Consider the following 26,166-nt stretch of genomic DNA (forward strand, 5'->3'; position numbering starts at 1 on the left):
GCCGAACCGATATAATTACTTACTAACGTTACCGATCCACATTTGAGGAGATCCCCTCAAAACTTACTTACGAGGTGGCTGCGGCGACACGCCGCCACGCCGCCTTATTTGGAGAAAGCAGCAATGGACTGTTCTATCTTTTCCATCTTCTCGAGAGCCTTTGCAAGCTTTGCCTTTTCAGCCTCTATCTGCTTTTCGGGAGCCTTTGACATAAAGCCGGGGTTATTAAGCTTGCCCTGAGAGAAATCAATGTCCTTCTGAACTGTCGCCTTTTCCTTGTTAAGACGTGCAAGCTCCTTTTCCTTGTCCACAAGCTCGCTCATAGGAATGAAAATTCTTGCGGAATGAGTTACAACGGTAACGGAGTCGGGAATGTCAAAGCTGTCGCCTATCTCAACGGAAGAAGCGTAGGCAAGTCTCTCAAAGAACATAACGCCTGCCGCAAATACATCCTTGTCCGCAGTCTCGATAAAGAGCTGAGCCTTTACTGAGGGAACAACGTTCATCTCGGAGCGGATATTTCTTACTGCCTTGATAGCGTCGATTATCTTGCCGAAGTCCTCCTCTTCCTGCTTGTAAACAAGCTTCTCGTCAAATACGGGGAACTGGGAAAGCATAATGGGAGTGTCGCTGTCGGAAACCGCAGACCAAATCTCCTCGGTGATAAAGGGCATAAAGGGGTGCAGGAGCTTTAGCATTCCCTCCATTACCCATACGAGAACGGTCTGAGCAGTCTTTGCAGTCTCGCCGCCTGCCTGGATACGGGGCTTTGTAAGCTCAATGTACCAGTCGCAGTAAACGTCCCATATGAAATCGTAAAGCTTCTGGCAGGCAACGCCCAGCTCAAATGCCTCAAGGTTCTGATTAACTTCGCCTGCAAGGGTGTTGAACTTGCTGATGACCCACTTGTCCTCGGTTGCAAGATTTTCGGGGAGACCCGTAAGCTTAAAGTCCTCGGGCAGATTCATAAGAACAAATCTGGAAGCGTTCCACAGCTTATTTGCGAAGTTTCTCGAAGCCTTTACCTTGTCCTCGATAAAGCGCATATCATTTCCGGGAGCATTGCCCGTTGCAAGCATAAAGCGAAGTGCGTCTGCACCATACTGGTCAATTACCTCAAGGGGGTCAATGCCGTTTCCGAGAGATTTGGACATCTTTCTGCCCTGAGAATCCCTCACAAGACCGTGGATAAGAACGGTGTCAAAGGGAGGCTTGCCCATATTCTCAATTCCCGAGAACATCATTCTGATTACCCAGAAGAAGATAATGTCATAGCCCGTAACAAGAGTGTTTGTGGGATAGAAATACTCAAGGTCCTCGGTCTTTTCGGGCCAGCCCAGAGTGGAGAAGGGCCACAGAGCGGAGCTGAACCAGGTGTCAAGGGTGTCGGGGTCCTGTCTCATAGGCTTGCCGCACTTGGGACAAACAGCGGAGCTTTCCTTTGTAACCACCATTTCGCCGCAGTCGTCGCAGTAGAATGCGGGTATCTGATGACCCCACCATATCTGACGGGAAATGCACCAGTCACGGATATTTTCCAGCCAATGGAAATATGTCTTTTCAAAGCGCTCGGGAACAAACTTGGTCTCGCCGTTCTTAACAGCATCAATAGCAGGCTGTGCAAGGGGCTTCATCTTAACGAACCACTGAGTTGATACCTTAGGCTCAACGGTAGTGCCACAGCGGTAGCAGGTGCCTACATTGTGGCTGTAGTCCTCAACTCTTACAAGATATCCGCCCTTGTCAAGGTCTTCAACTATCTTCTTTCTTGCCTCATATCTGTCCATACCTGCATATGCGGGATAATCGTCTGTTATCTTAGCGTCGTCGGTCATAACGTTGATAACGGGCAGATCGTGGCGCTTACCTACCTCAAAGTCGTTGGGGTCGTGAGCGGGAGTTATCTTAACAACGCCTGTTCCGAAGTCCATCTCAACGTATTCATCCGCAACAACGGGAATTTCTCTGCCAACAAGAGGAAGAATAAGCATTTTGCCAACTATATCCTTGTAACGCTCATCGTTGGGATTAACAGCAACCGCAGTATCGCCCAGAAGAGTTTCGGGACGTGTGGTAGCAAGCTCAACATAACCGCTGCCGTCCTTGAGAGGATATCTTAGGTGCCAGAAATGACCTGCCTGATCTTCATAGTTTACCTCGGCGTCGGAAAGAGTAGTCTTACAATGAGGACACCAGTTAACTATCCTCTCGCCTCTGTAAATAAGACCCTTTTCGTAATATTTTACGAAAACCTCCTTAACAGCCTTGGAGCAGCCCTCGTCCATAGTAAAGCGCTCTCTGGACCAGTCGCAGGAAGAACCTAACTTCTTGAGCTGTTCAACGATACGTCCGCCATATTGCTCCTTCCATTTCCAGGCACGCTCCATAAAGCCCTCTCTGCCCAGGTCTTCCTTGGTAATGCCCTCCTTGCGCATAGCCTCAACTATCTTAGCCTCGGTTGCAATAGCGGCGTGGTCGGTTCCGGGGAGCCAAAGTGCGCTGTAGCCCGACATTCTCTTCCAGCGGATAAGGATATCCTGGAGCGTCTCGTCAAGAGCGTGACCCATATGGAGCTGACCCGTAATGTTTGGAGGGGGGATAACGATGGTGTAGGGCTTCTTTTTGGAGTCCACCTCCGCACGGAAGCAGTTGTTATCCATCCAATATTTGTAAATTTTGTCCTCAACCTCTTTTGGTTCGTAAACCTTTGACAGTTCTTTTTTCATAAAACCTTTTTCCTTTCCATATCAATTTCGGCATAGAGCAAATAAAAACGCCCCGAAGCCGATAAACAGCTTCAGGGCGGAAAAATTCCGTGGTACCACCTGAATTCGCAGATGATTTATTATCATATCTGCGCACTCATTATTCCGTAACGGGGAATACCGTCAGCGACTACATAAAATCAAGCGTTCACCGCCGAAGCTCCGAGGCTACCTTCCGCACATTCCCTGCAAAGACTTGCACCAACCGTCTTTTCTCTGAGCATAGGAAAAAGAGCGTACTCCTCCTCATCATCGCCTTTTATATTATGTATTATAACAGGTAAAAGGCATTTTGTCAAGAGTGAAATTGATATTGAGCATATAAGCACTTACATTTCGATTATTTTCGGCAAAAATTATTGACATTAAATAGTCGTTGTGTTATAATAATTTTATAAAAGATCAACCGGGTGATGAAATGGAATTTCTAAAAAAAATGGCAGATAGCTTTGACAGAGATTTTTATATAATTGTCTTTGCTGTTATTGCGGCAGGAGCACTTATTTTATCAAATGCTTTTGTAAAAGATGTTGAACGGCATTTTGACTCCTCCAAAGGCAAATTAAAAGACAGTGTTTATTATAAGCTGGATATCAGCTATACATTATTTATTACTCTTACTTCAATTTTCCCGCTTTTAGGAATGTTCGGAACAGTAAAAGCATTGTTAGAAATTGACATGACACAGGATATCAATGTGACCCAGGAAGGCTTTTTTTCAGCACTAACTTCAACTGCTTGGGGCATCATTTTTGCGGCTTTTTTTAAAATAATTAACGCTTTTGTTCAGCCTAAGATTGAAAATATGATTACAAAAGCAAAATCCGAACTACACTTATAAGGTAACAATATTATGAATAAGCGTCAGATAATCCTCGACTTCACATCATTACTTGATGTGATAATGATAATATTGTTTTTCTTTATTATGTTTGCCAGCCTCAAAACAAATGAAGCATTGGAAACTCAGGAAGCATTAGAAGCACAGCAAGAACAATTGCAAGCTGAATATGAAGCCTTGAAAAAAGAAGCCGAAGAAAAATCAACCGAAGCAGATAAGGCACTTGCCGAATATCAAGAAGCTTTATCACGCCTTGAAAACTCAGGTGAATCTGCAGCTCAGAATATTGCAGCAATGCATAAATTCGACCAAAGTATGAATCTGAAGATATATATGAAAATGGATAGCCAAAACACCAATTTCTGTCAGTTGGATATTTTTTCAGGCACAGACAAGGAAGACAAGCTGGGAGAGATAAAAATAGATAATATATCTTCTGCCGATAAAGATATGGACAGTATGGTACAGGCTTTATCAGAATTGCTGAACAAAGCAGGATATACCGAAGAAAGCACAATTTTATGTGAATTTTTCTATAATGGCAAAGAAAATAATACATCTAAAGCCTATCCCATTGCCGAAGATCTGTTTAAGCGCATAAAATTTTCTTACAGAAACTTCAAGGTTTCCGTAACAAATACATCAATTTTTACACAAGCCAATACCACCGAGGAGGACATTACAAATGAATAAAAGTGAAAAAGAAAAAGGATCAGCATTATCAACAGTTATCATCATAATTTTACTGATTTTGATCGCCATCGCTGTATTTTTATTCCTGAAAGGCAGCTTTGGATTTGGAAATGGAAGCGGAAACGGAAACAGCGAAGCAGCTGTCCCCGCAAATGCCGAGGCTGTGACAGAAGCCGACAGCGAACCATCTGCAACCACGACCATTCAAACCGAAGAAACAAAATACTTTGAAATAACCGTTTCAGGCAACAGTTACAATTTCCAGAACAAAACCTATGAAAGCATAGATGAACTGATGAACGTAATTGATTCAACGGGTGACAAATTGGACGCAAAAATCACAAATGAAGAAGCCTCCAAAAACGCATATGACAACCTTATTGATGCGCTGAAAGAAAACGGCTTTGCCATCATTGAAGAAAACTAAGAAATGCTGCTGTACCGGTTACTTGACCGATACAGCAGCATTATTATTTACAGGCTTCTATCTCAAACCCAAACTCCTCCGCAAATCTCCGACATATCTCCATCGTCTCCTCATCAGCCCCCATATCGCAGATAACGCACCTGCAGGGCATATCCGACCGCTCCGCCATAGCCGCCGCCTGTCTCAGAACATATTCGATATCCTCCATATTTTCAAAAGCGGGGATAAGTATCACCGTCCGCTCACAATTTCCCGAAAGAGCCGCACGAATAGACGCAAAGCCGCAAAAGCACTCAATAAGAGCCGCCAGAGCAAATACCGCAATTATGAGAACAAGACCCGTTTCCATAAAAAATCCCTCCCAAGCATTTTATGCAGTCGGGAGGGATATTGCTATTATGCTTTTTTTCTGATAATAGAACGGGGCGGAAAATCAATTCCCACAGTATTCGGCATTGAAAATTTCATAGCAGCGTGGCAGGTGTTTTCCACAAGCTCACCGTCAGCATTTTGTATCTCCGTCACCCTATATTTAACAGGTCTCTGTGATGGCGCAAGTATCTCAAGCTCGTCGCCCACAAGGAACTTGTTTCTCTGCTCGGCATATATCCGTCCGTTTTCACATTTGTCCACAACGGCGCATACATCGTATGACCTGATATATCCGCTGTCCTCATAATACTGACGGCATTCGGAAGGGTGTCCGAAGAAAAATCCCGTGCAGTAATCCCTGTGGCTCACCTTGAAGACCTCGTCACGCACATAATCGGGAAGCGCATAGTTTTCGGGATCCTTTTTAAGTATATCTACCGCCATTCTGTAAGCGTTGGTGATAACGGAAACATAGTAAGCGGATTTCGCCCGTCCCTCAATTTTCAGACTTGTGACCCCCGCCTTTGCCAGCTTGTCAAGGTGGTCTATCATACACATATCCTTGGAATTAAGGATATACGTGCCCTTCTCGTCCTCGAAAACGGGAAAGAACTGCCCGTCACGCTTCTCCTCCATAAGATGATAACCCCAGCGGCAGGGCTGAGCGCACTGTCCCCTGTTGGCGTCACGGTTCACCAGATATGAGGAAAGCAGGCACCGTCCCGAAAATGAAACGCACATCGCCCCGTGAACGAAAACCTCAATATCAAGGTCATGAGGAGTTTTTGCACGTATCTCCGCCACTTCCTCAAGACTAAGCTCTCTTGCCAGCACAACTCTCTTTGCACCCATATCATAAAGCTCACGTGCCGTCACATAGTTCACAATTCCCGTCTGAGTGGACATATGGATCTCCATATCGGGAGTAAATTTCTTGATAAGTGACATAAGCCCCAGATCGGCAACAATAGCAGCGTCAATGCCGCACCGGACAGCGTATTTTATAAACTCCTCAAAATAAGGTATCTCATTATTTCGTGGAAGAGTGTTGCAGGTAAGGTAGACCTTAACACCCCTCTCGTGAGACTTCTCCACCGCCGCTTTAAGTGCTTCGGCATCAAAATTCTTCGGACCCGCTCTCATTCCGAAAGCCGTTCCTCCAAGATAAACAGCGTCTGCGCCGAAATCCAGCGCCGCATCAAGGCGCTCTGTATCTCCCGCAGGAGCCAGCACCTCAAGATCATCGTATGCCATCAGAAAATATTATCCTTTCTCTGCGGCATATCACCTCAGGTGCGCCGCCACAAGATTTTCCTCGTGCTCCTCAAGAGTTTCCGCATAGAAAAACTCACCGGTTTCAAGGTCGGAGCAGAAATAATAGTAATTTGTCTCTCTCGGATACAAAACAGCCTCAATTGCGTCAAGACCGGGACTGCATATGGGACCGGGGGGCAGACCGCCGCCACGGTATGTATCATAAGCCTCGCAAATGGACTCGGAGTATATCTCCAGATTGGGGATAACGACCTCCTCCACATAATTAGTGGTGGGGTCTGACTGGAGAAGTGGGAAGGTGTCGGGGTCATTCAGCCTGTTGTGGAAAACGGAAGCTACCATTTTCATATTGTAGCTGTCCCCTGCCTCCCGCTGAACAATTGAAGCCAGCGTCAGAGTTTCCTCAAGGGTCATTCCCATATCCTCCATACGGCCGTAAAGGTCGGGAGTTATCTTGTACTCAAAGTTCTTGCAGACCTTTTTCGCCACATTTACGGGGTCTTCCTCAAGATAGAACTGATAAGTGTCGGGGAAGAAATAGCCCTCCATCTTGTAAAGCTTCTTGGGGCTTACGACCACCTTTTCTTCAAAATCAAAGCCAAAGGTCTTTGAGTTAAACACACGAATAAATTCCTCAGCGCTGCAAACGCCCTCTTCCTCAAGCTTTGCCGCAGCGTCCACAAGGCGAATACCCTCGGGGAAAGTGATATTAACAAACTCTCTGGGATTGATAGCCTCTTCCTGTAAGGTCTTTATAATGTCGCTGTAGGTCATATTGGGACTAAGCTTGTGACTTCCTGCGATGTATGTACCGTCAGCGCCCTTTAGCTTTGAAACGACTCTGAACAGAGTAGGATTGTCAATAATGCCCTCCTGCTGAAGGATATTGGCAATAGCCTCCGTACCCGAATTCTGAGGTATCTCAACGGAAAACTCGGAATTTGAACGGTTAAGACCCAGGACCTCCGAGCCTAAAGTGATAAAGCCCAGCGCACCCAGCACCGCCACGGAAATGACCAGCGTGACCATAATAAGAGCAAAAGCAAGTCTGCCGTGAGTTTTCTTTTTCCGCTTTTTAGTCTTTCGCTTTTCCTTGAGCCGCAGACGTTCCTGCTCTCTTTGTTCCTCAAGCTCCTCATCATCAGGCTCATCATCGTCTTCCTCGGGGTCGTCCTCTTCAGGCGTATCCTCGGACACATCTTCCTCCGTTTCCTCCGCTTCAAAAATGACCACTTCTTCTGAAACAGCTTCATTTTCCCCGGAAATATCTTCGGGCACATCTGCGTCCGGAGTTTCTTCCTGTCCGGAAACCTCTTCCGCATTTTCTTTATCGGCAGGAACGGTATCATCACCGTTTTTGCGGTTTGTCAGATCGTCAAGCAGGGAGTCAAACTCCTTATCGTCCATCGCCATTCCTCCTTTCTTTCGTTATCCTGCGCATATATTTTTCCGTAACAAGGCAGTCTGCGCCGATGTCGTATCTGCCGTGGATAAGCTCGTTGCAGGTGCAGGAGCAGTAGCAGATGCCCATTTTAAAAAGCCTCGGGTGAGCGGAAAGGAAGCGGTCGTAATATCCTTTACCGTAGCCCAGCCTGTAGCCCTGCATATCAAAAGCAAGCCCGGGGATAATGCATAAAGCGGTCTCGAAAGCATATGCTTTCACGCATTTCGACGGAACAGGCTCAAGCACGCCGAAGGAACCTTTTTCCAGGTCGTCCTCGCCCTTTATGAAATAAAAATCCATATCTCTCGTTCCGTCAATGCATCTTGGAACAGCCACACGCTTTTTGTCCTCAAGAGCCTTGTGTATAAGCTTCATAGTGTCCACCTCTATCTCGGTGGATACATAGGTAAGTATTATCGAGGACTGTTTGTAAGCGGAGCTTGCGGTTATTCTCTCAAATATACCGCTGTCACGCTTTTCCTTCTCCTCGGGAGACATACCGTTTCGCACAGCCCTGCACTGAGTTCTAAGGTCTTTCTTGTACTCTCTGATGTCGGTCACATTTTCCGACGGCATAGGGATTATTTTGTCCATACTATATTTCCTGCCAGCTTCTCCGCAGCAGCATTGTCAATAAGAGCGCTTATAAGCTCATAGGAAAATTCCAGAGCAGCGCCTGCGCCTCTTGCGGTAATAATGTTGCCGTCTCTTACGGCGGGGACGGAAAGCACCTCTGCACCTCTGAGAGCGTCCTCAAATCCGGGATAGCAAACCGCCTTCTTACCATCAAGAAGTCCCATTTCACCGAGCACCGAGGGAGCAGCGCAGATAGCGCCTATAAGGATATTCCTGTCGCTGCAGAAACGGATAAGTTCAGCTACACGTGAATTTGCGGCAAGATTTTTCGTTCCGGGCATACCTCCGGGGAGAACTATCATCTCAAGCCCATCAGTAACCGTCTCGTCAATTGTGATATCGCAGGCAACAGGGATATTGTGAGAACCTGTTACCACCTTTCCCGTAACGCCTACGGTAATTACCTTCTTGCCGCAGCGGCGGAGCATATCAATGGGAGTGATGGCTTCCGTTTCCTCAAAGCCGTTTGCGAGAAAAACGTATATCATAAAATTTCAATTCCTTTCTATAATAAAACATAAAACGTTATTTAAACCTCACCGTATGCTTTTCTATCATAAACGCAGGGTGATAGGAGCGTTTTGCCTTCCGAAGCCCCTCAATGCCAAGATCTTCCTCACGGTTGATGTAGGAAAATCCCTTCCCTGCCGAAGCGGAAAACATCTGATTTATGGCAGGATATGCGCCGTCTATGTCAGCCTCCGCCTTTTCGATGTGAACGCCTAAGGTGTCGCTGTTTATCCGTTCGCCAATGGTGAAAGCGGCAATTTTTCCGCCCACCCTGAGAACACCTCCGGTAAGCCCCAGAGCCTCAAAATTCTCAAAGTAAGTGTTAATGGCAAACTGCTCGCATACCTTTGACTTATCATCATATGCGCTGTCCCTGTTGTAGGTCTGCACCGCATAGGAAATGCAGTCGTCAAAATCCTTTTCGGCAAGCGGCTCGTAGGAATAGTCCATAGCAAGGAGCTTTTTCAGATGATTTCGCTTTCCGTGATATTTTTTCCCTTTAAGCTCCGCAAGGTCTGACACGTTGTAAACATAGTCCCAGCCGTCCTCGTCAGCTTCAATGGTATAGCTGTCCTTCGGAAAAAGCTCCTCGAAAAGCCCGAATTTATCGGGAGTTACAGAGCCTATCACAAGGGGATATCCCCTGCTTTCGGAGTATTTTTTCATCTCCCCGAAAACCTCTCTGTAATCTCCTCCCCCCGCAGGAAAGGTGAAATACAAGTCCTCGCCTTCGGAGCAGGAAATATAAAAATCCTTGTACCTTGTAATTTTCGTGTTGTACATTCTCCGCCAAGCCATATTGTTGGCAAAGCAGTATTCGCAGCCCCTAAAATCGGAAATTTGCAAAAGCTTATCGACCCAGGGCTTGTCGGAAAGCTCAATGACCTTAAAATCCAGCATCAGATGACCTCGTTAATTTCGGAAAGAAGCATACCCGTGATCTCCTCGGGAGAGTATTCCCTGCCATCATCGGAGCAAACGCTCACCACGCTCCAGCCACGGTGCTTTGCGGCATACAGAGCGCACTTGCGGCACATTTCCATATAAGGGATATTTCCCTCGTGAATATCCTTTTTGCTCTCGTCGCCATTGTAGCGCATTGACAGCCTTTTCTGCGAAAGGCTCACGGGTATGTCAAGGATAATAGTCTTGTCGGGACGTGGAAGCCCCAGCTTATCATATTCGTAATCCTCAAGCCATATGAGAAAATCGTCCCATTCATTTTCGGGAAGCTTTGACATCTGGTGGATAGCGTTTGAGCAGACATATCTGCTTGCAAGGATCACACCGCCCTTATTATATGCGTCCTCCCAGTAAAGCTTGAAGCTGGCATATCTGTCGGCGGCGTAGAAAGTAGAAGCCGCATAAGCGTTCACATCGGCGGCATTTTTAGAAAACTCGCCGTTTAGATACATTTTGACAAGCGTCGCAGAGGGCTTGTCGTATTCGGGAAAGCTGATACCCGTCACATCGTGGTTTTCGGCGAGGATATTTTTCAGTCTTTCAAACTGAGTGGATTTTCCGCTGCCGTCAAGACCGTCAATGACGATAAGCCTGCCCCTGCCTGAATTGTTCATTTAAAAAAGTCCTTTGCAAAGATTTTGCGCCGCAGACAGCGCAGTAATTTTCATATTATATTATATCACATTTTTTCCGTCAGTACAACAGGTTTTGCTCTTTTTTGTGTAATTTTGCATAAAATAAAAAAAACGCCCTTCCGAATACGCCTCAGCCCTACGATATGCATATTATAGCACAAATTTTCTGTTTTGTCAATACATTTCAGAACAAAAGTTGCACACGAACACATTTTCGTATGATCTCACAAAATCCCATACGCAAACTTGGCAAATCAGCACATATATTTTCAAGCAATTGACAATCCTCCCAATAAAAGCTATAATATAAATACAATAAAATAAATCCAAGGAGGAACACCAAAATGCAGGAATGGGAAAAAATAATGGACGAACGCTTCGGCTATGACAATATAATCGCCCTTGCCACTTCGGAAAACGACCGTCCCTACGTCAGATCGGTCAACGCATATTACGAAAACGGCTCATTTTACATAATCACCTACTCCCTCTCGGACAAAATGAAGCAGCTTGAAAAAAATCCCACCGCCGCCATATCGGGAGAATGGTTCACAGCCCACGGGATCCCCGAAAATATGGGATTTATCGGCAAAGAAGAAAACCGCTCCACAGCAGATAAGCTGAGAGCGGTATTTGCAGAATGGATAGATAACGGTCACGTGGATTTTAGTGCCGAGACCACCATAATTCTTCGGATAAAGCTCACCGACGGAATTCTTTTCTCAAACGGAAAAAGATTTGACATTGATTTTACCGAGGTGTTCGGCTGATATCAGCCCCTTGCCTCCCAGATGTATTCCTGAGGGAAAGTAAAATGCTCTCCCTTTTTAAGTGATCTCATCTCGGCAGAACAAATATGGACGCACCGTCTTATGACCTCCTCGGCATTTTCCGCCGAGAAATATTTCTCGTTCCCGAAATATTCGTCTTTGAGGTCATTTGCCATATCGATCAGAAAATCCTCCGTCTCAAAAGGATATATCCGGTTTATCTCCTCTCTGTCCAAGCCCTCGGGAGCCTTTGGCAGGGAGGAGATGTTATATTTTTTCACAATATATCCGTTAACGCTGTGGTAATCTTTGTAAAGACGTGGCAGGAAGCCATCTCTGCCCCTCATCTCAATCAGTCCCAGACCGTAGTAAATATATTTCCGAAAAATGCAGTCCTCGATAAGATGAAGATAGTAGCCCAGGTACAGTTCATCGCTTTGTATCCTCTCCTCAAACTCCGAGTAAAAGAGAGAAAAATCCATCACCTTGTGAGACTCGTCCGTCATACGGTCATAATGAGTGCCTGCGACCTTTTTGTCTCCCCTGATAATTGCGTCGGGGAGCAGCATCCCCACAAGGAAACGGTCTCTGTCATTTATTTCCGAAGCCCTGCAAAGCTCTATTCCCATTGCAAGGTGCATTATTCTTGAAGCCATATTTATAACCATTCTTTCATGAGAACCTGATGAAGCAGGCTGAACCTGCGTGCGCTCGTTCTATAATTTATCGGGCAGCTTAGTTACATCGTTACCGAGCCGTCCGCCTGCCGCCCAAATAAACTATAAAACGTCTCGCTGCGGGTCGTCACCCGCCCCTGAAAGCGGTGGGCGGCATACCCGCATACCGCTTGAAAACGTGGCCGAAATAGCTCTTGTCCTCATAGCCCACCCGTCTGCCAATTTCCGCAACGGGCAGCTCGGTGTAGGCAAGAAGCTTTTTCGCCTCTCTTATGCGGATTGCGGCAATGTATTCAAAGGGGCGCATACCGGTTTTCCGTTTAAAGAGAGTGCAGAAATATTCACGTCCCACTCCCGAAAGCTGAGCCAGCTCCTCAAGAGTGATATCCGATGAATAATTCTTGTCGATATGCTCCATTGCAGGAGTGAGGATATCCTTGTTTTCATCATTTTCCTCTCTGTCACCCGAAGCGGAGAAGTAAAGCTCGTTTATCATCTCGCACAGAAGTGACGAGGCACGATGAATGCAAAGCTTATCCTTTGTCCTGATGACTCCCGAACAGCGGTGAAAGATATCCTCAAGCAGAATGAGAGAGGAAAGCTTTACGGGCGCAGAGCCGTCAAAGCCGTAGTAATCGAGGACCCCGTCTATCCCCTCCCCCGAGAAAATGACCCAGCTAAGTCCCCAGTCGCTGCCGTCTGCGGAGAAATATTCGTGAGGAATGTCTCTCGGAAGAATGACCGCCGTTCCCACAGGAAGTGAGTATTCCCTGTCCCGACAGCGTATGATGCCGCAGCCCGAAACCGTGAACATAAGCTGATGGACGCACATTCCCTGCTCTCTTATCATATGCTCCTGACTGTCGGTCGTACCGATGCCGCAGACCACGTAGGGAAGGCGCACTTCCTCGGTATTGTATGGATATTCCGCAAAATTCATCTATCTCACCCCTATCTTGTATTTACTAAAACGGCTTCGGCAGAATGCGCCGAAGCCGTTTAAATTATATCCGGTAAATCAAAGCTTGATAATTACCTTGCCGCTTGCTGTAGGATTAACAGTTACAGCCTCGCCGCCTGCAACCTTAACAGAGAAGCTCTTGTCGGTATTGGTGTAGGAGACCTCAACGCTGTCGCCGTGACGTACAGCGGATATCTCAAATACCTCGTTTGCATCGGTGTCATAAACCTTTGCAGAGGTCATAACGCCCTCCTCGGGAGCATAGATAACAAACTCTGTGCCGTCAAGATAATCATACTCGAAATCTCTCTCGAACTTGCCGAAGCCGATAATGCTGTTGGGCTTTGCAAGGCAGGGCAGACCGAAGTAATCGTACTTCTGAGTGTAGAACTTGCCGCCCTCATAAACCTGACCGCTGATGATATCAGTCCAGGTTCCCTGGGGAACGTAGAATTCAACAGTACCCTGATCGTTCAGGATAGGAGCAACGAGAATATTCTCGCCGAACATATACTGCTTGTCAAGAGTAAGGCAGGCAGGCTCATTTGCAAAATCAATGACCATAGCTCTCATCATAGGAACGCCTGTGATATGAGTCTTAACAGCCTGTGACCAGATGTAAGGCATCAGCTTGCCCTTGAGCTTTGTAAAGAAGCGGAGAACGTCAACGCACTCGGTAGAACCGTCCTTATCGAAGAGCCAGGGCACACGATAGGAGGAATTTCCGTGGAGACGGGAATGAGTGGAGAAGAGACCGAATGCAGCCCATCTCTTGTAGATATCCGCAGGAGCGGTAGCCTCAAAGCCCGACATATCGTGGCTGAAGAAGCCGAAGCCCGACATACAGAGGGAAAGTCCGCCTCTGATAGTCTCAGCCATAGAGGTGTACTCTGCGGAGCAGTCGCCGCCCCAGTGAACGGGGAACTTCTGACCGCCAACGGTTGCGGAACGTGCGAAAAGGCAAGCCTTGTTCTCGCCGTAGTATTCCTTGAGAACGTTGAATACAGTCTTGTTGTAGAGATATGTATAATAGTTGTGCATTGCAATGGGGTCGGAGCCGTCGTAATACTTAACCTTTGTGGGAATTCTCTCGCCGAAGTCGGTCTTGAAGCAGTTAACGCCCATCTCGCAGAGAACTCTCAGCTTGGAAGCATACCACTCGCAGGCAGCGGGATTTGTAAAGTCAACGATAGCCATACCGGGCTGCCAAAGCTCTGCCTGGAAAACGCTGCCGTCAAGGTTCTTGATGAAATAGCCTTCCTTAACGCCCTCGTCAAAGAGTGCGGAGCGCTGTGCGATATAGGGATTTATCCATACGCATATCTCAAGGTTCTTGTCGGTCTTGAGTCTGTTAAGCATAGCGGCAGGGTCGGGGAACTGTCTCTTGTCCCACTCAAAATCGCACCACTGGAACTCTTTCATCCAGAAGCAGTCGAAGTGGAACACCTGGAGAGGGATATCTCTCTCAGCCATACCGTCAATAAAGGAAGTAACAGTCTCCTCGTCGTAATTGGTGGTAAAGGAAGTTGTGAGCCAGAGACCGAAGGTGTATGCGGGAGGAAGAGCAGGCTTGCCTGCAAGGGTGGTATAGTTGGAAAGGACTTCGGGGATATCAGCACCGCCGATAACGAAATACTCAAGTCTCTCTCCGGGAACGGTGAAGGAAACCTTGGAAACGGTATCCGAGCATACCTCGAAGGAAACCTTGTCCGAAGAATTTACGAGAACGCCATAGCCTGTAGATGAAACATAGAAGGGAATACACTTGTATGACTGCTCGGAGCAGGTGCCGCCGTCGGAGTTCCAGGTCTCAACATTCTGACCGTTCTTAACAAAGGGAGTGAACTTCTCGCCGAAGCCGTAGAAATATTCTCCCACGTTCATAGTGAACTGCTCACGGATAAAGGTTCCTCTCTCGTCCTGAGGATAGCTCCAGAAGGTGTCGTCCTGCATAGAGTCAAGACGTGCGGAGGTCTTGAACTTGCTCTCGTTGATGACCGAAGCGCTTCTCCAGGCACCGCCTGTAAGTCTCTTGTCCTTGTAGTAATACTGAACCGACCAGCTGAACTTGCCGATAACCACTCTTGTGTCGCCGCTCTGCAGCTCCCAGCAGTCCTCCTTTTCGGTAATAGTGGGGGTGTAGCCCTGATCTTCTTCAAGCTCGAATTTGGGAGCATTGTCCAGAGCGCCCTTGAAATGGTCAATGGAGACCTTGATAACGTCCTTCTGAGTAGATGTGAAGGTGATGTCCAGGCAGGGACCGCCCAGGGTCATACCTCTGTTCTGAATGTACTGAGTGGTGGCATAAACGTTGAGACCGTTCTTAACGGGAGTGATCTCGTAAGCCTGAGAAGCGTAGTTTACCTCATAGCCACGCTGATTGAGCCAGAAGCCGTCTGCAAATTTCATAATGAAAGTCCTCCTTAAAAATTGTTTATATGTACCTTGAAAAATTGCCGTTTTTTCCTGCGGATATGCCGCAATGCCATTTGACGCACGAACAAAAACATCATCAAATGTTATCGTTTACATTGTACAACATCAACAAGGCTTTGTCAAGGGCTTTTTGAAATTTTACAACTTATTAACATAAAAAGCTCACCCCTATTTCAGCATCTCGTCCTCGGGAGGATAAACCGCCGTCATACCGCAAATTTCGATGGATACCTTAAATTCAAAATAGTCAAAATCCGTATTTGTGACCTTGATCTGCACTCTTTCGAGAGCCACCCTATCATCATTGCTCAGAAGCCCCTCAAAAGCGTGAGGATCAATAGTGCTGCTTTCGGGATCCCAGCCCTCAAAGCCCGAATCAAAATCATAACCCATAACCTCCTGCTTTGTGATGTATGTGGCAGTATGGGTGTAGTACCTCTTGGCTATCTGGCTGAAATGGATAAAGATATCGTCAAGAACGCTTTCAAATTTTTTGCTGTCTGCATTCACAGTCTCAATATTTTCCTCCGCAAGGGAGACAGCCTTGCCGTATTCGCCCAGAGCGATATGCCGTTCTATTTCTTTTTTCAGCTCATTGGAAGAGACCTTCCCCTCCTCTTCGCTGTCGGGAATAACGTCCGTTTCCATAGTATCTCCGTCCTGAATAAGCCCCTGTGCTTCATCAGCACCCGTACAGCCTGCACAAAGTGCAAATACTGCGGCAAGCGACAATATGGCAATAATTTTTTTCATAACCCCACCTCATAATTTTAATATATTTATATCATAACACATTTTACCGATATTTTCAACTATTTTTTAAACATTTTATGCAGATACACGAAATTGATATTTCAAACGTTTAAGACATTCTTTTGAAATAATCTTCAAAATCTTTTAATTGACAATCAGCTTACTCTATGGTATATTTTATACAAAAGTCCGTTCACTTTTTTGTATCATATATGAACGAGCAAAAATATTAACATTAAGAAGGTCGTGGATAAAATGAGCATAAGATCAGTCATTAAGAAAATCATTTCCGCAGCAGGTGCGGCAGTCCTCACATTTTCCCTTTCCGCAGGAGTAAGCGCAGCAGTAAAGAATTACGATTTCGATGTGTCAAACGCCCCCGTCCTCGAGCCCTGGGCAAGCTACGCTATCGGAATGGATCATTACGATCCTACAAAAATAAACGCCGATTCACAGGTCATCGTTTCCTATTCCTATGAGAAGCTTACCGATGAGAAGAACGAGGCGCCTGTGGAGCTTATCGTACAGAGCTGGTCATACCCCGACACCCCTATGGCAAATGCAACAGGCAGCGTCTGGGCAAAGGTAGCTCCCGCCGAATATGATGACAATCACGCAGTATTCAACTACAACGATATGGTCACTGCCTACGGAACAGCGGATTTTTCAAAAGTCGATGCTCTCTGCATAGGCGCAACAAACGATGTTAACCTCACAATAACCAGCTGCACCATCACAAACTGCGATGATGATATGTACGTTGAGCTGACCGATGCACAGCGTGCCGAGCAGTACAAGAACCTGCTTATAATCGTCCTTGCCTCCGCTCTTGCCATTATCGTCATAATCATCGTGGTATTTATGATAATCCTCAAGAGAAAAACAAGCTACGCCTATGACCCCACCCTGGGCAAATACGTTAAAATGGAAAAGGGAGACAAGAAGTAATTTTACGCTCTCAAAACGCCTTCCGCAGACGGTATGCGGAGGGCGTTTTTCTTTTCAAAAATTTCTGCACCATTTCTCCGCCGCAGCATAATATGAACTATGAAGGCAAGACAAAGCGGAAAAGACCTGACAGCGAAAACCGTTGTCTGGCAAAAGCCTTCTGAGCAGCCCGAAGGGCAAGGCTCAAATACATTTTATAAAGGAGCGTTTTTTTATGAACTGCAACTGTGGATTTGGCGGAGGCAACTGCTGCTGGATTATCATCATCCTTCTCGTTCTCTTCTTCTGCTGCGGCAACGGCAGCGGTATCTGCAACCCCGGCTGCTGATTTAATATCAGCCAAGGCTTGACAGCCAAATAAAAACGCCCCTGCGGGCATATGTCCGCAGGGGCTTGTTTTTTTATGGAAATAAATCCATCAGCCCATTACAGCAACGACTTCGTGAACGCCGCCTGTAATATCGGTGATGATGTTGCCGTCAACAGCCTTTCCGTCAACGGTAAGAGACTTGATGCCCTTGGAAATGTGGTCGGGGTTCTCGACCTTAATGTTAAAGGTTGCACCTCTGAACTGACGGGTAACGGTGTAGCCGTCCCACGCCTTGGGAATGGAGGGGTCGATCTTCAGACCGCTGTAATCGGGAATGACACCGAGGATATACTGGGAAATAGCCACAAAGTTCCAGGCAGCAGTACCTGTGAGCCAGCTGTTCTTAGCCTCTCCGAAACGCTTTGCGTCCTTACCTGCGATCATCTGAGCGTATACATAAGGCTCGGTGCGGTGGAGCTTCTCGTCCTCCTGATATGCGGGAGCAATTCTTGTGTAGTAGTCAAATGCCACGTCGCCCATACCTGCGTATGCGGCAGCGCACATTATCCAAGCATTGTTGTGGCAGAAGATACCTGCGTTCTCCTTGTATCCGCCGGGATATGTGGAGATCTCGCCGTACTCAACGATATATTTTGTAAATGCGGGGTTGTTGAGAACAAGACCGTGCTCTGTGCCGAGATACTTCTCGATGCTTGCCATAGTCTTTTCTGTAAACTCCTTGCCGCCGATATCGGACATAATGCAGAAGCCCTGGGGTTCGATGAAGATCTTGCCCTCTTCGTTCTCGTGAGAGCCCACCTTCTTGCCGTATGCGTCATATGCACGGAGGAACCACTCGCCGTCCCAGCCGTAGTCGATGATAGCCTGCTTCATCTTGTCTATCTCAGCCTGAGCCTTGTCAGCCTCGGCATTGTCGCCCATTCTGCGGCAAAGCTCAACATACTCGGGTCCGATGTAGGTAAACATACCTGCGATCATTACGGACTCGGCAGTCTGCTCGTTGAGAGGTGCGCCTGTCTCGGGGTCAACTTCCTTGGCAATGTTGCTTGCGGTGTTCTGGAAGCTCTCGCCGGGAACACGTGAGAAGCAGTTAAGGTTAAGACAGTCGTTCCAGTCGGCACGTCCGATAAGAGGCAGACCGTGAGAACCCTTGTTGTTTACAACGTGATAGAAGCTTCTCTTCAGGTGGTCAAGCAGGGGCTGTGCAAGAGCGGGGTCGTTCTTGTAGTCCACCATTTCGTTAAGTATGCCGTAATCGCCTGTCTCCTTGATGTATGCGGCTGTGGAAAGTATCATCCACAGAGGATCGTCGTTGAAGTTTGTGCCTGCGGCGTCGTTGCCCTTCTTGGTAAGGGGCTGATACTGATGATAGTTTCCGCCGTCCTCAAGCTGAGTAGCGGCAATATCGAGAATTCTCTCTCTTGCTCTCTCGGGTATCTGATGAACAAAGCCCAGAATATCCTGGTTGGAGTCACGGAAGCCCATACCACGTCCGATACCGCTCTCAAAGTAAGATGCGGAACGGGAAAGGTTGAATGTTACCATACACTGGTACTGGTTCCAGATATTTACCTGTCTGTTGAGCTTCTCGTCTGGAGAAGAAATGGTGTACTTGGAAAGGAGAGCGTCCCAGGTCTCTTTCAGCTCTGCAAGAGCAGCGTCAGCCTTTTCTGCTGTGTCGAACTTCTTCATCATCTCATACGCTCTTGACTTGTTCATAGAGCCGTCGGCGTTGAACTTCTCCTCATAGGGATTTTCAACATAGCCCAGAACATAAACGAGAGTCTTTGTCTCGCCTGCCTCGAGGGTGATTTTCTTGAAGTGGGAAGCAACGGGAGACCAGCCGTCTGCAACGGAGTTCTTAGGCTCGCCGGAGAAAACGGTCTCGGGGTCGGCAAAATCGTTGTAAATGCTGCCCATAAAGGTCTCTCTGTCGGTATCGAAGCCGTCGATAGGCTCGTTTACGGTGTAGAAAGCAAAGTGGTTTCTTCTTTCCTTGTACTCGGTCTTGTGGTATATGGTGCTGCCCTCTATCTCCACCTCGCCTGTGTTAAAGTTTCTCTGGAAGTTAGAGCAGTCGTCCTGAGCGTCCCAGAGGCACCACTCAACAAAGGAGAAGAGCTTGAAGGACTTCTTTTCATTGCTCTCGTTTTTGAGAACTACCTTCTGTACCTCGCCTGTGAAATTCTGAGGAACGAAGAATGTTACCTCTGCGGAAAGGCCGTTCTTTTTGCCCTTGATGACAGTATATCCCATACCGTGGCGGCATACATACTCATCAAGCTCGGTCTTTACGGGAGACCAGCCGGGATTCCACACGGTGCCGTTGTCGTTTATGTAGAAATAGCGTCCGCCTGCGTCTGCGGGAACGTTGTTGTAGCGGTAACGGGTAATTCTTGCAAGACGGGCGTCCTTATAGAAGCTGTAGCCGCCTGCTGTGTTGGAGATAAGGCTGAAAAAGTCCTGTGTGCCGAGATAGTTTATCCAGGGATAAGGGGTCTTTGGAGATGTAATGACATACTCCTTGTTAGCGTCATCAAAGAAACCGAATTTCATTGAACATACCTCATTTTCTTAATTTTTGAAGCCCACCCGTTTTCGGGGTGTATTATGCCGATTTCGCCGCAAAAAAGCTTCCTCTCCGATAAAATTCCTATGTTTTCTGCAGCGCTGTGCATATTGCTTATATTATTTTACCATATTAAACGTTTTAATTCAACTGTAATGTGTCATTTGTGCATAACAAATTATTTAAACGTTTTTTGTGCATTTGGTACAAAATGAAAAAGCGGCATATCGGGAAAAACAAATCCCCGATATGCCGCACATATAACACACGCAGATACGTATTATTCCGCTTTTCTGTCCCTGAAATATTTCTTGAAGGAAAGCACCGCCAGCACCACCGAAAGCGCCGCCGCAAGATAATCCGTCACAGGCTGAGCAAACGCAAGGGAACGTGCCGTGCCGAAAACGGCGTTGAATGTAAACAGCACAGGCATAAAAAGCAGTCCCTGACGGCTTATGGAAAGGATAAGTGAGGGAACAGCCGCTCCCATTGCCTGAATGGTGTTTATCATAACGAAAAGCACACCTAAAATGGGTCCCGAGATGATATAGATACGGGCAAACTGCATTCCATAGTCATATGCGCTTGGCTCATCGAGGAATGCGCTTACCATAGGACCTGCAAATACGTAGCATATGACCGTCATCACCACGCTGAGGGAGACCGCAAAAACAAGTGAAAATTTCAGTATGCTCTTGAACCTTTCTCTGTTTCCCGCACCGAAATTATAGCCGAGCAGAGGCTGTACACCCGTACCCAGACCGATAAGGAGCATTACGGCTATCATATTTACCTTCATCGCCACGCCGAGACCTGCCACAGCCATATCCCCGTGATTTGTCATAAGGTTGTTTATGACAACATTCGAGATGCTCATAAGCATACTGTTGAGAGACGCAGGCACGCCGATAGCAAGCACTCCCGACGCTATCCCCTCCCCTGCCTTGTAAAGCTTAGGGTCAATGGTGAGCATTGATCTTCCGCTAACAAAGTGGAATATGTAAAACAATGCGCTGAGGACGTTTCCTATGGTGGTGGCAGCCGCCGCTCCGCCCACGTTCATATGAAGTCCAAGTATCATTATGGGGTCGAGAATGATGTTGGCAAGATTTCCGATTATCATTCCTGCCATAGCCGTGCCTGCCTTGCCCTCCGCACGGATAATTGAGCTGAATGCATTGCCGATAACAAGAAAAGGTATGCCGTAGGAAACTATTTTAAGGTACTCCACCACATAATCAAAGGTGTCCGAGCTTGCTCCCACTATCCTTGCCACAGGCTCTGCCGCAAGGTTTATAAGGAGCATTCCGAAAACTCCCGCAGCCGCCGATGTCCAGAAACAGAAGGAGCAGGCGTGCATAGCCTTTTCCTTCTTGCCCTCGCCCAAAAGTCTTGAGATAAGGGACGTTCCGCCTATGCCGAATAACATTCCCACCGCCATAAAAAGCAGGAACGCAGGTGTGGCAAGGGAAACTGCCGCCACCATATAAGCATTCTTGGTCTGACCGATGAAAAAGGTGTCCGCAAGATTATAGACAAGCACCATAAGCATACTGATTATGGACGGGATAACATTCAGCATTACCGCCTTGGGAACGGGTGCATTTTCAAAAATATCTGCCGCTTTGCTGTTCAAAGTGATAACCTCCGTATATAGATAGTCATATAAATTTTATTTTACCACATTTTCATTAAGTAAATATTATATTTATGTGTCTTTATATTAAACGACATTATGACTTAATGCAGGGTATAAAAATTACCGCCGATGAAAAAATATTATTCAAAACATTACGGGCAGATTAAAAAGCTGAGCCTGCGGTGACAGTTAAATGAAAATTAGGTTAAAATCATTGACGGCAAACCGGGAATATGCTACAATAAAGCAAGAGAAAAATTTACCGGTTTAATATACTTTTTAAGGTTAAGGATGGAATAAGGATTATGAGCGATCCCTATAAGGTGCTTGGAATAGAGCGAGGAGCAAGCGAGGACGAGATCAAGAAGAAATACCGCAGCCTTGTAAAGCAGTATCACCCCGACCTGCACCCCAACGACCCCGAAGCTGCCCGCAAAATGAGCGAGATAAATGAAGCCTACGAGATGATAAAGTCGGGTGAGGCTGACGCATACCGTGGCGGACAGTCCTATTCGGGCGGTCAGTCCTACTCATCCGGGGGCTACAGCACGGGCGGGACCACATACACCTACGGTGATATGGACGATTTTCTCAATTCGTTCTTCGGCGCATTCGGCTTCGGCACGGCGGCTTCACAGATGAACGAAGGCGAGATATACGAAAAGGTGAGCCGCTATATTGCGGAAGGCGACCTTTCCGCCGCCGCTTCCCTGCTCAACAGGATAGTTATGAGGGGCGGAAAATGGTATTACTATGCAGCTCAGGTTAGCAGCGCCTCGGGAGAGTATGCGGACGCTGTGCGCTATGCCGATGAAGCAAGGCGCTCAGACCCCTCCGACCCCGATTATGCGGAGCTTTCCGCCGAATATCACAGGCGGTATGACAAGGCTCTTAAACGTCAAAGAATACTCCCCTCCATTCTTTCGGCGGTCACTATGCTGCTTGTGCTTACATTTATTGTAAGAATGGTCCTTTCTATTTTCGGCTTTCTGTTTTTAATGTAACTTAATTTTTGAACCGAGGTCTTTATTATGGAAAAATTCAGGAACAAATTCATAGCCTTTATGTACGGCAGAAACGGTCCCGACAAGCTTTACAGGGCGTCCGTTGCCGTATTTATGGTGCTTGCGGTCATAAATATTTTTGTACATTCCGTTATTCTCAGCGTGATAAGCTGGGCGCTGTTCATATGGACGATGTTCCGCTGTTTTTCAAAGAACGTATATAAGCGGAGTCAGGAAAATCAGGCATATCTGCGGCTTGAGGAAAAGGTCGTAAAGAAATTCGGTATGACAAAGACAATGCTCACCGACAAGGAGCACTGCTATAAAAAATGCAGACACTGCAAGGCATATCTGAGACTGCCGAAACGTTCGGGCACACACACAGCCGTATGCCCCAAATGCGGCGAAAAAATCACGGTAAAGATCAGGTGAACCTTTAAATGCTTACAACAATTATCGTCTGTCTCCTTGCAGGTCTGGGAGCAGGTCTGGGAACAGGCTTTGCGGGAATGAGCGCAGCGGCGGTCATAACGCCTATGCTGGTCACATTCCTTGATATCCCAGCCTATGAGGCGGTAGGCGTGGCTCTGGCTTCTGACGTGCTTGCAAGCGCAGTTTCAGCATACACCTATGGCAAAAACAAAAATCTTGACATAAGAAACGGCATTATTATGATGGGTGCCGTACTTGTGTTCACTATGGTGGGAAGTTATGTTGCAAAGCTTGTTCCGAACAGGACGATGGGCAGCTTTTCGGTGTTTATGACATTTCTTCTCGGAATAAAATTTATCGTTAAGCCCGTTATGACCACAAAAGAAACTATGAACAGCGTTTCTGGGAAAAAGCGTGTGATACAGTCCCTTGTGTGCGGCAGTATGATAGGCTTTATCTGCGGATTTATCGGCGCAGGCGGCGGAATGATGATGCTCCTTATCCTCACAAGCGTGCTTGGCTACGAGCTTAAAACTGCTGTGGGTACCAGTGTTTTCATAATGGCGTTCACCGCTTTTACAGGTGCCGCCGCACATATGGTCATAGGCGGTATGCCCGATATGACGGTGCTTGTCCTTTGCGTGGTGTTTACGCTTATATGGGCACGTATCGCCGCCAAATTCGCTAACAAGGCTTCTCCCGAGGTACTTAACCGTGTTACGGGAGTGGTGCTTGCGGTGCTGGGTCTTTCCATAATGGCAGTCAATATTTTTATAAAATAATTTTTGGCTCTCTCCGAAATGGAGGGAGCTTTTTGTATATATAAGACAAATATTATTCACTTGGATTGTACACTTCTACAAAATATAAATTTACTTGAAAAATTTTCCTTTTCAAAATTGTATATCATACAGAACGTTCAAATACATCACAGAAAGGATAATGCATATGAAAAAGAAGATCTCGGCAATACTTGCAGCGGCAATGGCAATAAGCTGCGCAGGAGCATTTCCCGCAGAAGCACGTTCACAGATCGACACAGACGATCTCCCCACCCTTTTCTCAAGCAAAAATGACGAAAGCGCAATACTCAAATTCAAGAAAACCAGACCCAAGCTCACCGCAGAGAGCAGAGAGGACTATTACTATTCCTCTGTGGAGAGCCGCACCCTTAAATGGGAGCCTGTGGACAACGCTCTTCTCTACTACGTTTACGCAAAGCCCTCAGACAAGAAAAGCTATGAAAAGATAGGTGCGACCTATGACACGGAGTTTTTCACCACCTATTCCATAACCACTTCCTACTGTATAAGAGCCGTTTCCTACGACGATACCGACCAAAAGATAGTCAGCAGGACGTCAAACAAGATAACCCTGAAATACCGTGCAAATCGTCCCACTCCCTATTATGCCGCTGATGCGGGAGAGGGTGTTGATTATGAATACGAGGAAGAAGTGCTTGAGGAAGCAGAATATGACTATGCCCTCGAGCCTGCCGCTCCTGCAGTAAGCACATCGGTGAAGGGAGGCTATTATCCGACGGCAGACTACAACACCGAAGAATATTCCCACTCCGAGGAATGCGGATTTAAAAATGCCTCCACCGACCCCGTCTCCACCTTTGCCGCAGACGTGGACACCGCCTCCTATGCAAATATCCGCAGACTCATAAACGACAGAAGCACAATTCCCGAGGACGCTGTGCGTATCGAGGAAATGATAAACTATTTCGATTACGGATACGATACGGACACGAAATACACCCGCAAGCTTGACACATTTTCCGTTTATTCCGAGATAGCAGACTGTCCCTGGAACAAGGACGCAAAGCTTCTTCAGCTGGGCATCGAAGCTTATGCTCCCGAGGAAACGCCAAATTCAAATCTTGTATTTCTTGTAGACGTTAGCGGCTCGATGGATAACAAGGATAAGCTGCCGCTGGTAAAGGAGTCCATTGAAATGCTTACCGAAAATATGAGCGCAGATGATACCATATCCATTGTAACCTATTCGGGCGAGGAAAAGGTGGTGCTTGCAGGAGCAAACGCAGGCTGTATCAATGCAATAACCGACCTTTCCTCCTGTATGGAAGCGGGCGGCTGCACCAACGGCGAAAGTGGTATAAATGCGGCATATGAAATAGCCGAGAAATACTTTATCGAGGGCGGCAACAACCGCATTATCCTCTGCACCGACGGCGATCTTAACGTGGGCATTTCCGACGAGGGAGAGCTTAAAAAGCTTATTGAGAAAAAACGTGAAAGCGGCGTATTCTTTACCGTTTTAGGCTACGGCAAGGGAAACATCAAGGACAACAAGATGGAAACTCTTGCAGACAACGGCAACGGCAGCTATCACTACATCGACTGCTCCGACGAAGCTGCGAAGGTGCTCATCGAAGAGCGCACCGAGAATATCATCACAGCCGCAAAGGACGTTAAAATTCAAGCTGAGTTCAATCCCGAAAAAGTAAAGTCTTATCGTCTTATAGGATATGACAACAGGCGCCTTGGCAACGAGGATTTTGACAATGACGTCAAGGACGGCGGCGAGGTCGGCGCAGGTCAGAGCATAACGGTGCTTTACGAGATTATCCCTGCGGACACGGGAGCTGAGAGCAGCCTTAAATATCAGAAGTCCACAGGCTCAAAGGAATGGTGCACCGTAAAAATACGCTATAAGGAGCCTGACGGCAGCAAGTCAAAGCTTGTTTCCGCAGCAGTTGACGACAGCTTTGTACACTACACTCCAAGCAGCAGAATGAAGCTTGCAGGTGCTGCAGCGATGTTCGGAATGTACCTCAAAGACAGTGAATACAAGGGCAGTTCGCATCCCGACAATGCAAGAAAGCTTTTATCCGGACTGAAAAGCTCCGGCGCACAGAGCTTTGATACGCTGATAGAACACTATATACAGTACTATTCTGAACTTGAATGATAATATAAGATAAAAACTGAGCCGCTGCAATGTTCAGCGGCTCAGTTCAGCTTGTCGATAAAGTGCTATTATAAAAAAAATTGCACAAACAAGGTCATAGTAAAAGTTTCGTCCACCTTTTCAAAGGTGGCAGGGGTCAAGGGGGCGG

At 46.9% G+C, this 26,166-nt stretch carries 24 protein-coding genes and 1 other annotated feature; of the genes, 9 read left to right on the plus strand and 15 right to left on the minus strand.

The annotated features are described in order from the left end of the window. Nucleotides 1-104: 104 nt before the first annotated feature. Nucleotides 105-2,726 carry a valine--tRNA ligase gene (locus ACR0QN_RS08575; RefSeq protein WP_432650791.1) on the minus strand — a complete coding sequence of 874 codons (2,622 nt, stop codon included), beginning with the start codon at nucleotides 2,724-2,726 and terminating at the stop codon, nucleotides 105-107. A 69-nt stretch (nucleotides 2,727-2,795) separates the two neighbouring features. Further along, nucleotides 2,796-3,027 (minus strand) — a binding site (T-box leader). Between the two features lie 174 nt (nucleotides 3,028-3,201). Between ACR0QN_RS08575 and ACR0QN_RS08580 the strand changes: the two genes are divergently transcribed. The 3 genes from ACR0QN_RS08580 to ACR0QN_RS08590 are packed head-to-tail and all read left to right on the plus strand — an operon-like array spanning nucleotide 3,202 to nucleotide 4,726. After that, a complete protein-coding gene (locus tag ACR0QN_RS08580; protein WP_432650792.1) occupies nucleotides 3,202-3,606 on the plus strand; it encodes a MotA/TolQ/ExbB proton channel family protein in 405 nt (134 codons plus the stop codon). Nucleotides 3,607-3,618: 12 nt separating this feature from the next. Next, a complete protein-coding gene (locus ACR0QN_RS08585) occupies nucleotides 3,619-4,299 on the plus strand; it encodes a hypothetical protein (protein ID WP_432650793.1) in 681 nt (226 codons plus the stop codon). Continuing rightward, nucleotides 4,292-4,726 (plus strand): hypothetical protein, encoded by a 435-nt coding sequence (locus tag ACR0QN_RS08590; protein WP_432650794.1) that lies wholly within the window; start codon nucleotides 4,292-4,294, stop codon nucleotides 4,724-4,726. The genes ACR0QN_RS08585 and ACR0QN_RS08590 overlap by 8 nt, the downstream gene beginning before the upstream one ends. Nucleotides 4,727-4,769: 43 nt before the next feature. Here the strand turns inward: ACR0QN_RS08590 and ACR0QN_RS08595 are convergent, their stop codons facing one another. From ACR0QN_RS08595 to ACR0QN_RS08625, 7 genes are read right to left on the minus strand one after another with little or no spacing between them, the layout of a single operon-like run. After that, entirely contained in the window at nucleotides 4,770-5,075 is a 306-nt protein-coding gene (locus ACR0QN_RS08595; RefSeq protein ID WP_432650795.1) for a hypothetical protein, read from the minus strand. A 47-nt stretch (nucleotides 5,076-5,122) separates the two neighbouring features. Beyond that, nucleotides 5,123-6,352 (minus strand): peptidase U32 family protein, encoded by a 1,230-nt coding sequence (locus ACR0QN_RS08600; RefSeq protein ID WP_432650796.1) that lies wholly within the window; start codon nucleotides 6,350-6,352, stop codon nucleotides 5,123-5,125. 30 nt (nucleotides 6,353-6,382) lie between these two features. Beyond that, complete coding sequence (gene mltG, locus ACR0QN_RS08605) at nucleotides 6,383-7,780, minus strand: endolytic transglycosylase MltG (RefSeq protein WP_432650797.1); 1,398 nt, start codon at nucleotides 7,778-7,780, stop codon at nucleotides 6,383-6,385. Next, nucleotides 7,770-8,411 (minus strand): 5-formyltetrahydrofolate cyclo-ligase, encoded by a 642-nt coding sequence (locus ACR0QN_RS08610; protein WP_432650798.1) that lies wholly within the window; start codon nucleotides 8,409-8,411, stop codon nucleotides 7,770-7,772. The genes mltG and ACR0QN_RS08610 overlap by 11 nt, the downstream gene beginning before the upstream one ends. After that, the gene (locus ACR0QN_RS08615) at nucleotides 8,399-8,941 is read right to left on the minus strand and encodes a DJ-1 family glyoxalase III (RefSeq protein WP_432650799.1); all 543 of its coding nucleotides are present in this window, start codon (nucleotides 8,939-8,941) and stop codon (nucleotides 8,399-8,401) included. Before ACR0QN_RS08615 ends, ACR0QN_RS08610 begins: the two co-directional genes overlap by 13 nt. Before the next feature lie 37 nt (nucleotides 8,942-8,978). Then, the gene (locus ACR0QN_RS08620) at nucleotides 8,979-9,863 is read right to left on the minus strand and encodes a DUF2156 domain-containing protein (RefSeq protein WP_432650800.1); all 885 of its coding nucleotides are present in this window, start codon (nucleotides 9,861-9,863) and stop codon (nucleotides 8,979-8,981) included. Further along, nucleotides 9,863-10,540: a dTMP kinase gene (locus ACR0QN_RS08625; RefSeq protein WP_432650801.1), complete on the minus strand. Its 678-nt coding sequence runs from the start codon at nucleotides 10,538-10,540 to the stop codon at nucleotides 9,863-9,865. The genes ACR0QN_RS08620 and ACR0QN_RS08625 overlap by 1 nt, the downstream gene beginning before the upstream one ends. A 365-nt stretch (nucleotides 10,541-10,905) precedes the next feature. On the opposite strand from ACR0QN_RS08625, the gene ACR0QN_RS08630 reads away from it, so the two are divergent. Then, nucleotides 10,906-11,331, plus strand: coding sequence for a pyridoxamine 5'-phosphate oxidase family protein (locus ACR0QN_RS08630; RefSeq protein ID WP_432650802.1), 426 nt, complete (start codon nucleotides 10,906-10,908; stop codon nucleotides 11,329-11,331). A 2-nt stretch (nucleotides 11,332-11,333) separates the two neighbouring features. On the opposite strand, the gene ACR0QN_RS08635 is transcribed toward ACR0QN_RS08630, so the two are convergent. The 4 genes from ACR0QN_RS08635 to ACR0QN_RS08650 form a co-directional block, all read right to left on the minus strand. Beyond that, on the minus strand, nucleotides 11,334-11,987 hold the full coding sequence (locus ACR0QN_RS08635; RefSeq protein WP_432650803.1) for a hypothetical protein: 654 nt from the start codon (nucleotides 11,985-11,987) through the stop codon (nucleotides 11,334-11,336). A gap of 148 nt (nucleotides 11,988-12,135) precedes the next feature. Further along, the gene (locus ACR0QN_RS08640) at nucleotides 12,136-12,948 is read right to left on the minus strand and encodes an AraC family transcriptional regulator (RefSeq protein ID WP_432650804.1); all 813 of its coding nucleotides are present in this window, start codon (nucleotides 12,946-12,948) and stop codon (nucleotides 12,136-12,138) included. A 78-nt stretch (nucleotides 12,949-13,026) separates the two neighbouring features. Further along, entirely contained in the window at nucleotides 13,027-15,378 is a 2,352-nt protein-coding gene (yicI, locus tag ACR0QN_RS08645; protein WP_432650805.1) for an alpha-xylosidase, read from the minus strand. Nucleotides 15,379-15,573: 195 nt separating this feature from the next. After that, nucleotides 15,574-16,158, minus strand: coding sequence for a hypothetical protein (locus ACR0QN_RS08650; RefSeq protein WP_432650806.1), 585 nt, complete (start codon nucleotides 16,156-16,158; stop codon nucleotides 15,574-15,576). 255 nt (nucleotides 16,159-16,413) lie between these two features. Here ACR0QN_RS08650 and ACR0QN_RS08655 point away from each other — a divergent pair, with 255 nt between their 5' ends. Beyond that, nucleotides 16,414-17,106, plus strand: a complete 693-nt coding sequence (locus tag ACR0QN_RS08655; RefSeq protein ID WP_432650807.1) for a hypothetical protein — start codon at nucleotides 16,414-16,416, stop codon at nucleotides 17,104-17,106. 97 nt (nucleotides 17,107-17,203) lie between these two features. Here the strand turns inward: ACR0QN_RS08655 and ACR0QN_RS08660 are convergent, their stop codons facing one another. The 3 genes from ACR0QN_RS08660 to ACR0QN_RS08670 form a co-directional block, all read right to left on the minus strand. Further along, complete coding sequence (locus ACR0QN_RS08660) at nucleotides 17,204-17,485, minus strand: hypothetical protein (RefSeq protein WP_432650808.1); 282 nt, start codon at nucleotides 17,483-17,485, stop codon at nucleotides 17,204-17,206. Nucleotides 17,486-17,524: 39 nt separating this feature from the next. After that, complete coding sequence (locus tag ACR0QN_RS08665) at nucleotides 17,525-19,993, minus strand: GH36-type glycosyl hydrolase domain-containing protein (protein WP_432650809.1); 2,469 nt, start codon at nucleotides 19,991-19,993, stop codon at nucleotides 17,525-17,527. A 293-nt stretch (nucleotides 19,994-20,286) separates the two neighbouring features. After that, the gene (locus ACR0QN_RS08670) at nucleotides 20,287-21,642 is read right to left on the minus strand and encodes an MATE family efflux transporter (protein WP_432650810.1); all 1,356 of its coding nucleotides are present in this window, start codon (nucleotides 21,640-21,642) and stop codon (nucleotides 20,287-20,289) included. 308 nt (nucleotides 21,643-21,950) lie between these two features. Here ACR0QN_RS08670 and ACR0QN_RS08675 point away from each other — a divergent pair, with 308 nt between their 5' ends. The 4 genes from ACR0QN_RS08675 (at nucleotide 21,951) to ACR0QN_RS08690 (ending at nucleotide 26,018) form a co-directional block, all read left to right on the plus strand. Beyond that, nucleotides 21,951-22,649: a DnaJ domain-containing protein gene (locus ACR0QN_RS08675; RefSeq protein ID WP_432650811.1), complete on the plus strand. Its 699-nt coding sequence runs from the start codon at nucleotides 21,951-21,953 to the stop codon at nucleotides 22,647-22,649. A gap of 27 nt (nucleotides 22,650-22,676) precedes the next feature. After that, entirely contained in the window at nucleotides 22,677-23,081 is a 405-nt protein-coding gene (locus tag ACR0QN_RS08680) for a hypothetical protein (protein WP_432650812.1), read from the plus strand. 8 nt (nucleotides 23,082-23,089) lie between these two features. Then, on the plus strand, nucleotides 23,090-23,863 hold the full coding sequence (locus ACR0QN_RS08685; RefSeq protein ID WP_432650813.1) for a sulfite exporter TauE/SafE family protein: 774 nt from the start codon (nucleotides 23,090-23,092) through the stop codon (nucleotides 23,861-23,863). A gap of 166 nt (nucleotides 23,864-24,029) precedes the next feature. Continuing rightward, nucleotides 24,030-26,018 carry a vWA domain-containing protein gene (locus tag ACR0QN_RS08690; RefSeq protein ID WP_432650814.1) on the plus strand — a complete coding sequence of 663 codons (1,989 nt, stop codon included), beginning with the start codon at nucleotides 24,030-24,032 and terminating at the stop codon, nucleotides 26,016-26,018. The last annotated feature ends 148 nt before the right edge of the window (nucleotides 26,019-26,166 follow it).

Source organism: Huintestinicola sp., assembly GCF_050874005.1.
Classification (GTDB): domain Bacteria; phylum Bacillota; class Clostridia; order Oscillospirales; family Ruminococcaceae; genus Huintestinicola.

What these genes read in the sequence shown, in the direction of transcription:
- ACR0QN_RS08660 (WP_432650808.1), bottom strand. Translation starts at nt 17,485, where the DNA reads ATGCCCGCAGGGGCGTTTTTATTTGGCTGTCAAGCCTTGGCTGATATT.
- ACR0QN_RS08580 (WP_432650792.1), top strand. Translation starts at nt 3,202, where the DNA reads ATGGCAGATAGCTTTGACAGAGATTTTTATATAATTGTCTTTGCTGTT.
- ACR0QN_RS08590 (WP_432650794.1), top strand. Translation starts at nt 4,292, where the DNA reads ATGAATAAAAGTGAAAAAGAAAAAGGATCAGCATTATCAACAGTTATC.
- ACR0QN_RS08575 (WP_432650791.1), bottom strand. Translation starts at nt 2,726, where the DNA reads ATGAAAAAAGAACTGTCAAAGGTTTACGAACCAAAAGAGGTTGAGGAC.
- yicI (WP_432650805.1), bottom strand. Translation starts at nt 15,378, where the DNA reads ATGAAATTTGCAGACGGCTTCTGGCTCAATCAGCGTGGCTATGAGGTA.
- ACR0QN_RS08680 (WP_432650812.1), top strand. Translation starts at nt 22,677, where the DNA reads ATGGAAAAATTCAGGAACAAATTCATAGCCTTTATGTACGGCAGAAAC.
- ACR0QN_RS08640 (WP_432650804.1), bottom strand. Translation starts at nt 12,948, where the DNA reads ATGAATTTTGCGGAATATCCATACAATACCGAGGAAGTGCGCCTTCCC.
- ACR0QN_RS08650 (WP_432650806.1), bottom strand. Translation starts at nt 16,158, where the DNA reads ATGAAAAAAATTATTGCCATATTGTCGCTTGCCGCAGTATTTGCACTT.
- ACR0QN_RS08655 (WP_432650807.1), top strand. Translation starts at nt 16,414, where the DNA reads ATGAGCATAAGATCAGTCATTAAGAAAATCATTTCCGCAGCAGGTGCG.
- ACR0QN_RS08665 (WP_432650809.1), bottom strand. Translation starts at nt 19,993, where the DNA reads ATGAAATTCGGTTTCTTTGATGACGCTAACAAGGAGTATGTCATTACA.
- ACR0QN_RS08595 (WP_432650795.1), bottom strand. Translation starts at nt 5,075, where the DNA reads ATGGAAACGGGTCTTGTTCTCATAATTGCGGTATTTGCTCTGGCGGCT.
- ACR0QN_RS08630 (WP_432650802.1), top strand. Translation starts at nt 10,906, where the DNA reads ATGCAGGAATGGGAAAAAATAATGGACGAACGCTTCGGCTATGACAAT.
- ACR0QN_RS08635 (WP_432650803.1), bottom strand. Translation starts at nt 11,987, where the DNA reads ATGGCTTCAAGAATAATGCACCTTGCAATGGGAATAGAGCTTTGCAGG.
- ACR0QN_RS08610 (WP_432650798.1), bottom strand. Translation starts at nt 8,411, where the DNA reads ATGGACAAAATAATCCCTATGCCGTCGGAAAATGTGACCGACATCAGA.
- ACR0QN_RS08615 (WP_432650799.1), bottom strand. Translation starts at nt 8,941, where the DNA reads ATGATATACGTTTTTCTCGCAAACGGCTTTGAGGAAACGGAAGCCATC.
- ACR0QN_RS08685 (WP_432650813.1), top strand. Translation starts at nt 23,090, where the DNA reads ATGCTTACAACAATTATCGTCTGTCTCCTTGCAGGTCTGGGAGCAGGT.
- ACR0QN_RS08600 (WP_432650796.1), bottom strand. Translation starts at nt 6,352, where the DNA reads ATGGCATACGATGATCTTGAGGTGCTGGCTCCTGCGGGAGATACAGAG.
- ACR0QN_RS08585 (WP_432650793.1), top strand. Translation starts at nt 3,619, where the DNA reads ATGAATAAGCGTCAGATAATCCTCGACTTCACATCATTACTTGATGTG.
- ACR0QN_RS08625 (WP_432650801.1), bottom strand. Translation starts at nt 10,540, where the DNA reads ATGAACAATTCAGGCAGGGGCAGGCTTATCGTCATTGACGGTCTTGAC.
- ACR0QN_RS08620 (WP_432650800.1), bottom strand. Translation starts at nt 9,863, where the DNA reads ATGCTGGATTTTAAGGTCATTGAGCTTTCCGACAAGCCCTGGGTCGAT.
- ACR0QN_RS08675 (WP_432650811.1), top strand. Translation starts at nt 21,951, where the DNA reads ATGAGCGATCCCTATAAGGTGCTTGGAATAGAGCGAGGAGCAAGCGAG.
- ACR0QN_RS08690 (WP_432650814.1), top strand. Translation starts at nt 24,030, where the DNA reads ATGAAAAAGAAGATCTCGGCAATACTTGCAGCGGCAATGGCAATAAGC.
- mltG (WP_432650797.1), bottom strand. Translation starts at nt 7,780, where the DNA reads ATGGACGATAAGGAGTTTGACTCCCTGCTTGACGATCTGACAAACCGC.